Source organism: Methanogenium sp. MK-MG (assembly GCF_009914725.1).
Classification (GTDB): domain Archaea; phylum Halobacteriota; class Methanomicrobia; order Methanomicrobiales; family Methanomicrobiaceae; genus Methanogenium.
The window spans coordinates 49,211-57,813 of record NZ_JAAAWJ010000005.1 but is presented as its reverse complement, the minus strand read 5'-3'; the positions used below and the strand labels follow the sequence as shown (position 1 = coordinate 57,813).

Annotated in this window: 7 protein-coding genes; 6 read left to right on the top strand and 1 reads right to left on the bottom strand. The window is 57.5% G+C overall.

Annotated features, from left to right (window positions below; genetic code table 11):
• Positions 1 to 195: 195 nt before the first annotated feature.
• Positions 196 to 2,835: a S8 family peptidase gene (locus tag MKMG_RS01670; protein ID WP_165074801.1), complete on the top strand. Its 2,640-nt coding sequence runs from the start codon at positions 196 to 198 to the stop codon at positions 2,833 to 2,835.
• 52 nt (positions 2,836 to 2,887) lie between these two features.
• Here MKMG_RS01670 and MKMG_RS01665 read toward each other — a convergent pair whose 3' ends face one another.
• A complete protein-coding gene (locus MKMG_RS01665) occupies positions 2,888 to 3,361 on the bottom strand; it encodes a universal stress protein (RefSeq protein ID WP_165074799.1) in 474 nt (157 codons plus the stop codon).
• Positions 3,362 to 3,670: 309 nt separating this feature from the next.
• Between MKMG_RS01665 and MKMG_RS01660 the strand changes: the two genes are divergently transcribed.
• Genes MKMG_RS01660 through MKMG_RS01640 form a run of 5 tightly spaced genes read left to right on the top strand, consistent with a single transcriptional unit; the run spans position 3,671 to position 8,505 of the window.
• Positions 3,671 to 4,903, top strand: coding sequence for a methanogenesis marker 16 metalloprotein (locus MKMG_RS01660; RefSeq protein WP_165074797.1), 1,233 nt, complete (start codon positions 3,671 to 3,673; stop codon positions 4,901 to 4,903).
• Positions 4,900 to 5,037, top strand: coding sequence for a hypothetical protein (locus MKMG_RS01655; RefSeq protein WP_165074795.1), 138 nt, complete (start codon positions 4,900 to 4,902; stop codon positions 5,035 to 5,037). The genes MKMG_RS01660 and MKMG_RS01655 overlap by 4 nt, the downstream gene beginning before the upstream one ends.
• Positions 5,030 to 6,184, top strand: coding sequence for a sulfopyruvate decarboxylase subunit alpha (comD, locus tag MKMG_RS01650; RefSeq protein WP_165074793.1), 1,155 nt, complete (start codon positions 5,030 to 5,032; stop codon positions 6,182 to 6,184). Before MKMG_RS01655 ends, comD begins: the two co-directional genes overlap by 8 nt.
• A gap of 45 nt (positions 6,185 to 6,229) precedes the next feature.
• Positions 6,230 to 7,255 carry an iron ABC transporter permease gene (locus tag MKMG_RS01645; RefSeq protein ID WP_254059042.1) on the top strand — a complete coding sequence of 342 codons (1,026 nt, stop codon included), beginning with the start codon at positions 6,230 to 6,232 and terminating at the stop codon, positions 7,253 to 7,255.
• The gene (locus MKMG_RS01640) at positions 7,252 to 8,505 is read left to right on the top strand and encodes an ABC transporter ATP-binding protein (RefSeq protein ID WP_165074791.1); all 1,254 of its coding nucleotides are present in this window, start codon (positions 7,252 to 7,254) and stop codon (positions 8,503 to 8,505) included. The genes MKMG_RS01645 and MKMG_RS01640 overlap by 4 nt, the downstream gene beginning before the upstream one ends.
• The last annotated feature ends 98 nt before the right edge of the window (positions 8,506 to 8,603 follow it).

Below are 8,603 nucleotides of genomic sequence, written 5' to 3'. Positions count from 1 at the left end.
TAATGCTCACATCATGAGGGAATTAGTGGGGATTGTCGACGGATATAAACAGAACTGGGCAGGAAAGATGAAAACGCTCTTTGAAGATGTTTATAATTAGTAACTATTCACCCCACCCATCTTTTTGCCCGGCAATTCATACTGGCACAGTATTATACCAATCAGAACACTGCCGCGTCGTACCTGGGTGATTCGATGAAACATTCAAAGACAATACTATTTCTTTTCATTCTGATTGTGTGTGCAGGAGTCTGTATCTCTTCTGCCGTTGCCGGTATGTCTCCTGAGTTTATCTCCTCCTCTGCAACGGATAGTATCCGGTTCAGTTCAGCGGGCGATGAAGAGAAACCGGTTGTTGCACCAAAAACGGTTCTGAAGAAAGAGATTCTATATCCAGATCGGAGATATGCCCCGGGTGTGGTCATCGTCGTCTATGAAGTGCCGGATATGGTTGCCACAGGCCCGGAACATACCATATCCGCATCAGTCAATGCCGGAATCGGTGCGGTGGTGACAGCGTCGTACGTTACCGGGGTGCTGCCCGGTTATCAGGTTGTCTCCCTCCCTGAGAGCATGAGCGTTGATGAGGCACTCATCTATTATGGGAATCAGCCCGGCGTGGCATATGCCCAGCCGGACTTCATCTACACGATTGACGCGGTGCCGGACGATCCTCTCTACGGGCTTCAGTGGGGGCTGCAGAACACCGGCCAGGCAACCCCCCAGTTTCCTTCGGGAGGCACCGTTGGCGCTGACATCAGTGCAAAAGATGCCTGGGACATCACCACCGGGTCTGATACCGTTGTGATTGCGGTCATCGACACCGGTGTTGACTACCTGCATGCAGACCTCGTGGCAAACATGTGGGACGACGGATCCGGTCACAGTGGGTATGACTTCGTCAATAATGATGATGACCCGATGGATGACAACAGCCACGGCACCCACTGTGCCGGCATCATCGCTGCGGTGGGGAATAACGGGCTGGGTGTCACCGGTGTCTGCTGGGACACGCGAATCATGGCACTCAAGGTCTTTAATGCAGACGGTGTGGGGACGACCACCGATGAGATTGCCGCCACCAACTATGCGGTTACCCACGGGGCAGACATCCTCTCCTGTTCGTGGGGCGGGACGGATTATGACCCTGCGCTGAAGACGGCGATTGACAATTCCGGTCTCCTTACCGTATGTGCGGCGGGGAATGACGGCACGGACAATGATGTCATCCCGCATTATCCGTCAAATTTTATCAGCCCGAATATTCTCTCGGTGGCAGCCACTGCACCGGATGACAGCCTCTCTTCTTTCAGCAACTACGGCGCAACCAGTGTCGACGTCGGCGCTCCGGGCACGGACATCTACAGCACTATCCCACGGGAGATTTCGATAGGCACCACCCGCTACAGCGATGATTTTTCATCCCTTGCCGGATGGTTTGAGTATGACCATACCCAGTCCGGCCGGATGGCATGGCATCTCGACAACATGACCTACACCAGCGCCCCGTCTTCTGCTGCAACCGGGCCGTACGAGAATAGCTGGGACCAGTGGCTCGTAAAAACAGACAATATCTCCTTAGCGGGACTGACCAATCCGGTTCTCCGGTATCAATGGTCGGTTGATACCCAGATGAATTCTGATTTCGCATATGTGGGTATATCGGAAGACGGATCGGGTTTTTCATTCATCGGCCTGTCAGGATATACCGGCGGGTTTATCGAGCAGACGCTTGACCTCACAAACTTTGGTGGTACAGATTACACAGGCAAGAATATATGGATCGCCTACCGGCTGATAAGCGATGCATCAACCACCGGCAGAGGTGTCTGGGTCGATGACATCCAGATCGGTCAGCTGGACGGGCCGGTGACGTCAGTCTATGGCTACAAATCGGGGACGTCCATGGCCACACCGATGGTGTCAGGGGTGGCCGGCCTGCTTCTCGCGAAGAATTCCTCATATACTTTCGCTGACCTGAAAGCAACCATCATGGATACCACAGATTCCATCCCTGCCCTCACCGGAAAATGTGTCAGCGGCGGCCGGGTGAATGTCTCTGCCGCCATGGGCCCGGCGCCTAAGCCGCCTGTTGGTCCGCCGTCTGTCTCCGGGATCACTCCCTCCACGGGGTATGACACCGGATTCACCTATATCTCCGCCCTCACGGGGACGAACTTCACCGGCAATATGACCGTTCAGCTCACCCGCAACGGGGAGGCAGCGATCCCGGCGGAGTATGTCTATACTGAGAACACCACGCACGCCCGTTGCGCCTTTGACTGTGCAGGTGCTGCCGCCGGTGCCTGGGATGTCTCTGCCACGACCGTGGGCGGCACCGCTACCATGACCTCCGCCTTCACGGTCGCTGTCGATACCTCAGCGACAGACACGCTGACAATTCCGGTGGAGACCGGCTGGAACATGGTCTCTGCTCCCCGACAGGGCCTGGACGTTGACCTCACAAACATCACCCCCGGCACCCTCTACTCTTATGACCCCATGCAGGGGAAGTACACGAGCTGTAGCGTCGCTGATATCATCCCCGGCAGAGGCTACTGGGTCTCTGCCCCGTCACTCACTGATATCAGTGCGACCGGACACACCTGCCCGACATACCAGTATGGGGTGCATCCCGGCTGGAACCTCATCGGCTCCATCCAGACACCGGTTGCAACAGGAAACATCACTCTGGTTCCTGACTCACTGATCCTCACCGGACAGGTCTACGTATATGACCCCGGTACCCGGCAGTATACGGAAACCACTATTCTCACGCCGGGGAAGGCATACTGGATGGCCTTCTCCGGTGACGGGGTGATAATCGTTGAGTGACGGGGCCTTTCAGTGCGGAACCATTCAAAAAACTGAGGGGGAGACCTCTCCCTCATTGCGATTCAGAACCCCGCACCACCAGTACCGGCTGGCGGGCACGGCGGATCACGTCAGCAGAGACTGAGCCCAGGAATGCCTGTGAGAGGCTCGTTCTCCCGTGAGCACCCACTACGATGAGAGAGACATTTCTGTTATCTGCTATTCGCACGATCTCGTCTGCCGGGTTACCGCTGATGATCAAAGGTTCTACTTCAAGCCCTGCTTCGCGGAATCGGGTGACGCTCTCCATCATCAGCTGCGAGCACTCCCGGTGGACCCGGTCACGGAGGGTGTCTTCATAGGCTGTGGCCGAATCGGCATCCAGACCAGGAGGTTCGCTGATGACGAATTGTTTTTTCGGGCCGTCGGACACGTGCAGGAGCACGACCTTACGGCACCCGGCGCTCGTGAGTCTGAGGACGTAGTCTGCCGCCCTCACGGAGACGGGGGAGAAGTCGGTTGCAAGGCAGACCGTCTCAAAAAGCATACTGGCCCCTCCCCGGTATTGTATGTGCTGGTCTCAGGTGTATCATGATGATTCTTCCTGTCACATGTTGTTTACTGTCCGGCAGGGAAAAATATGTTGCGGCAATTATCTCCGGTCTTGCGGCTGAAATGCGGCTCTTCAGTATCTGTCCGGTCGAAAGAGTGAGAGTGCCGCCGATAGCAGGTTCGCACCCATGACATGCAGTGAGGTCTGTGCTGTCTCTCACATCAATGAATCGTGAACCAGCCAGGAGTGCCTCCAAGGGCAAAAAGAGAATACTATAAATGCCTGTACGAAGAAGAGCGCACGATGAAGACGATGCAGGAAATCCGGGACCGGCTGGCCAGTGGGGAGGCGGCTGTCTGGACGGCGATGGAGATGAAGGAACGGGTGCGGAAGGGAGACATTCCCACGGTGGACGAGGTGGATGTCGTCACTACCGGTAGCTTTGGTGTCATGTCAGGCACTGCTGCCGTGATGACCGTCCCCGTCGCAGCCCCCGGTGCATTTCTTCGGGCAGATACGGTCACCCTCAATGGTGTCCCTGCCTTCCCCGGCCCCTGCCCGAATGAACGGCTTGGCACCGTGGATCTCATGGTCTATGGCACTGCCGCCGCTTCAGAAATCTATGGCGGCGGCCACCTGTTCCGGGATCTGGTGGACGGCAAAGAGGTCGATGTGGTGGCAGAGGCCGGCGGGAAGACCTTTGAGAACACCATCTACATCGAGGACCTCCCTGCCGCCCGCATCTTCACCACCCGGAGCTGTTTCCGTAATTACACCGCCTTTGTGAACCGTGGATCTGATCCCGCCCGCACCATCTTTTCGGTCCTTCCCTTAGAGGGTCACATGAGCGCGGCAACCGTATCAGGGTGCGGGGAGATAAATCCGGTCGAAAACGACCCTGCTCTCGGCCATATCCGACCGGGCACCCCGCTTCTGTTAAACGGTGCCATTGGCATGGTGATGGGTGAAGGCACCAGAAGCACCCCGGAACGCCGCAACATCGCCGCCTGTGCCGAGCTCAGTGCGATGGACGGCGACTGCATGGGAGGTTTTGTCACTGCCCATGGCCCGGAGTGCCTCACCTCGGTCGCCATTCCCCTACCTGTCCTTTCCGCAGACGACATCATCCGCCTATCAGTCACAGATGATCAGATCTCTCTCCCGGTGGCAGACATAAACGACCGTGTCCCCTTCTCCGCTGCCTCCTATGCCGATGTCTGGCAGCAGACCGACTTCACTGTGCAGGTAGATCCGCTTCGCTGCCTCTTCTGCGGGCCCTGCACCGCCGCCGAGGCCTGCCCGACAAAGGCCGTGATGATGGGCGGTGGCATTATGCGTTCACGCTGTGTTGCCTGCGGGACCTGTGTGCATACCTGCCCGAATGGTGTCTATACGATGGATGCCGGTGCCCTGCATCTGCAGGATGACAGCGAAGCAGCCGTGCCCATCGTGCTCCGGCAGTCAGACAGATCACGGGCTGAGGCACTCTGTGAACATCTGAGAGTGCAGCTCCAGAGGGGGGAATTCCTGTTATGACCGCCTCAGATCGTCTCATCAGGCCGACACAAGGTGTCTCCATCCTGCCGGTATTCTCTGTTTGGTTTTGCAATGCAGGGATGCCTGCAAACATGAAGCTGATGCACTCCGGGGAGGTGACCTGCCATGCATGAAGAGAGTGCCCTGAGGTATGTTGCTTCCGCCGGTGTGGACACGGTCGTCAGCCTGCCCTGTGACCGGACACAGAATCTACACTCCCTGATTCTGGACAGCTTCCGGCAGATCACGGTTATGCGTGAGGAGGACGGTGTCGGCCTCTGTGCCGGTCTCTTTCTTGCAGGAAACCGCCCGATGATGCATATACAGAGTTCAGGCATCGGCACGATGCTCAATGCAGTCATGAGCCTGCCGGTGCCGTATGAACTCCCACTCCCGGTTCTTGCCTCGTGGCGGGGCATCCACCGGGAGAAAATTGAGGTCCAGATGCCGTTTAATATCCATCTCCCCGATCTCCTGGATGCGCTGGACATTGTCTATACAGTGATACACGAGGCAAGTGACCTCGATCGTATCGGGGGAGCCATTGCCGATGCCTTTGAGCACCACCGGCCGCATATCATCCTCGTCTCCCCGAAGGTATGGGAAGGTATCGGGGGTACAGCCGGGAGTCCGACCCCCCGGGCCCTTCCCCCCCGCAGCCGTGAAATCACTCTTGCATACAAACGAACGGTCACCGAACCGTTCTGGCGCCGGGCGGATGCCATCGGTGCTGTGGCACCGCTCCTCACCAGTGAACTGGCGGTCACCAATCTCGGGGTGCCTGCAGACGAACTCTACGCTGCCCGGGACCGGCCGGAGAACTTCTACATGATGGGAAGCTATACGCAGGCGACGCCCATCGGGCTGGGGCTTGCCCTCGGGCAGGACCGGGACGTGGTCGTCTTTGACGGGGACGGCAGCCTCCTCGGGACGGCTATCCTGCCGGTTGTGGCCGCAGAAGCGCCGGAAAATCTCACCATCATCGCCCTTGACAACGGGTCATTTGGCAGCACCGGCGACCAGCTGACCCATGCGTATGGGGTCGCTGACCTCGAACTGCTGGCCCGCGGTGCAGGCATCACCCGGACGTGCAAGGTGCAGGATGAGGGAGGTCTCCGGGCGGCATATCGTTCCCGCGAACCCGGCCCCCGCTTCATCCATGCGGTGATCGCACCCGGCAATGCAAGGGTGCCGGGTATTCCTTTCCGGGCACGGGAGATCAGGGACCGGTTCATGGGGGCGGTCTGGTCTCCTGCGATGAAACAAACCCTTTTTGGTTAAAGCAAAATCATTTTAGTCCATCGATCCAACGGTATTGAGAAAAACATGCCCGAGATATCGCGTGTCCGCACTGTCAGTATTATCACTATTCTCATAGCCATGCTTGTCTGTGCATTCTTTCTGGCACTGAGTCTTGGACCGACGACGGTGCCATTTGCCGCGTTCATCCCGGACGATCCGCTGGGCATGCTTGGGTCCCTCTTCTCCGGTGGGGACATTGCCCGTTTCTTCTCTGACCAGACGTCGTATCTCATCGTCTATTCGATCCGCCTGCCGCGGGTGATTGCAGCAATCCTCGTCGGTGCGGGCCTTGCTGCGGCGGGCACTGCGATGCAGGGACTCTTTCGCAATTCAATGGCAGACCCCTATATCATCGGCACCTCTGCAGGAGGGGCGTTTGGCGCCGCCTTCACCATCGTCTTTATGGGCGGTCTCTTTCTGCCGGTCTTTGCCTTCTTCGGCGCCATTGGGTCAACCTTCCTGGTCTATGCCATTGCCACACACCGCGGGCGTGCGTCGGTGGAGACTCTGCTCCTGACTGGTATTGCGATATCGATGTTCTTCTCGTCCATCCTCTCGTTTCTTATGTACTCGGCGGGAAAGAGTCTGCATCAGATCGTCTTCTGGCTGATGGGCGGCTTCTGGAATGTCTCATGGAACGATGTCTGGCTTGGCCTGCTCATTCCCATAGGGGGTATTCTCCTTATCGCCCTCGCCCGTGACCTGAATATTCTCTCCCTCGGCGAGGAGGATGCCCTGCATCTCGGTGTCAATGTAGAGCAGTTCAAGCGAATCTTACTCTTTGTTTCATCAGCACTCACGGCGGTTGCGGTATCCATTGCGGGAGCAATCGGATTCATCGGGCTTATTACGCCGCATGTGATGCGGCTTATTGTCGGCCCTGACCACCGGATTCTCTTTCCAACGTCAATGCTTGCAGGCGGCCTCTTCCTCCTGATCGCTGATACCCTCACCCGGTCGTTTCTGGGAGAGATGCCGGTGGGTGTGATCACCTCCTTTGTCGGTGCACCTTTCTTCATCATGCTGCTGCGCAGGAGAATGCGGGCATGATCGATGTGGACGATCTCTGTGCAGGATACGGCGGCAAGGATATCATCGGGGAGATCACGTTTGCCGCGGGGAGAGGGGAATTCATCGGCATCATTGGCCCCAACGGCTCCGGGAAGACCACGCTTCTGAAGGCAATCAGCCGGGTGCTGGAGATCTCCGGCGGTGTGGTGACCCTGGAGGAGCGGGCCCTCGCTGACTTCGGGCAGAAGGAACTCGCCCGGGTGGTGAGTGTCGTCCCGCAGGATACGGCGATGAACTTCTCCTACACGGTGGCAGACATCGTCATGATGGGCCGGTTCCCCCATAAGGAACGGTTTGCAAAGGATGATCCGGATGATTACCGCATTGTGCGGGAGGCAATGGAGGTGACCAATGTCGTCCACCTTAAAGACCGGCCGGTGACAGACATCTCTGGCGGTGAACGGCAGCGGGTAATAATTGCCCGTGCCCTAGCCCAGCAGCCGAAGGTGATTCTCCTGGATGAGGCGACCGCCCACCTCGACATCAGCCACCAGGTGGAGATCCTCTCCATCATCCGTGACCTGGGAGAGACAGTCACAAAGATCGGGGTATTCCATGACCTGAACCTGGCCGCTGAGTTCTGCGACCGGATTGTTCTCATGTCAGAAGGCCGTATTCGTGCCATCGGTACACCTGCTGAGGTGCTCACAATGGATCGCCTGCGGGATGAGTATGGCATCACGGCGATGGTCCAGGCCAATCCGGTCACCGGCCGCCCGCTCGTGACACCCCTGAGTGAAGGGGTGCCGCCCGCTCTCTGTGGTGCCCGCATTCATATCATCTCCGGCGGGGGCACCGGTGCGGGCCTGATGTATACACTCTCGGCGGCCGGCTGTCTGCTGACAGCGGGTGTGCTCTCGCCCATGGATTCTGATTATGCGGCAGCATCACGGCTGGGTATTCCCTGTATTACGGTGCCTGCCTTTGCACCCATCACCCCTGCCGTCTGTGATGCACTCGGGGCATACCTTGACGGGGCGGATGTGATTATTCTTACGGCAATGCCGGTGGGGGAAGGCAATCTGCCGAATATCCGGGTCATTACCAGCACCCGGCGCTCCCGGCTTGTGTTGTATGTGCCTCCCGGAGAGGAGTTCACCGACTGCACACCGGCAGGGGACCGTTCCTTCCTTGCGGCGATCCGGGCCGCGGGCTGTCCGGTTGTCTCATCCCGTAGTGCCCTCTATAAAGAGGTCGAAAAAATGGTCCATACCCGTAAAAAGGCGTAAATACTATTGCTAATGCAATTGGTTTTTCTTTTTTGGCTATCTCTTTAAAACAGGTAATGTCAGGGATTTAGATATAACTAAATATTATTTAATCAGAT

What these genes read in the sequence shown, in the direction of transcription:
- MKMG_RS01670 (WP_165074801.1), top strand. Translation starts at nt 196, where the DNA reads ATGAAACATTCAAAGACAATACTATTTCTTTTCATTCTGATTGTGTGT.
- MKMG_RS01665 (WP_165074799.1), bottom strand. Translation starts at nt 3,361, where the DNA reads ATGCTTTTTGAGACGGTCTGCCTTGCAACCGACTTCTCCCCCGTCTCC.
- MKMG_RS01660 (WP_165074797.1), top strand. Translation starts at nt 3,671, where the DNA reads ATGAAGACGATGCAGGAAATCCGGGACCGGCTGGCCAGTGGGGAGGCG.
- MKMG_RS01655 (WP_165074795.1), top strand. Translation starts at nt 4,900, where the DNA reads ATGACCGCCTCAGATCGTCTCATCAGGCCGACACAAGGTGTCTCCATC.
- comD (WP_165074793.1), top strand. Translation starts at nt 5,030, where the DNA reads ATGCATGAAGAGAGTGCCCTGAGGTATGTTGCTTCCGCCGGTGTGGAC.
- MKMG_RS01645 (WP_254059042.1), top strand. Translation starts at nt 6,230, where the DNA reads ATGCCCGAGATATCGCGTGTCCGCACTGTCAGTATTATCACTATTCTC.
- MKMG_RS01640 (WP_165074791.1), top strand. Translation starts at nt 7,252, where the DNA reads ATGATCGATGTGGACGATCTCTGTGCAGGATACGGCGGCAAGGATATC.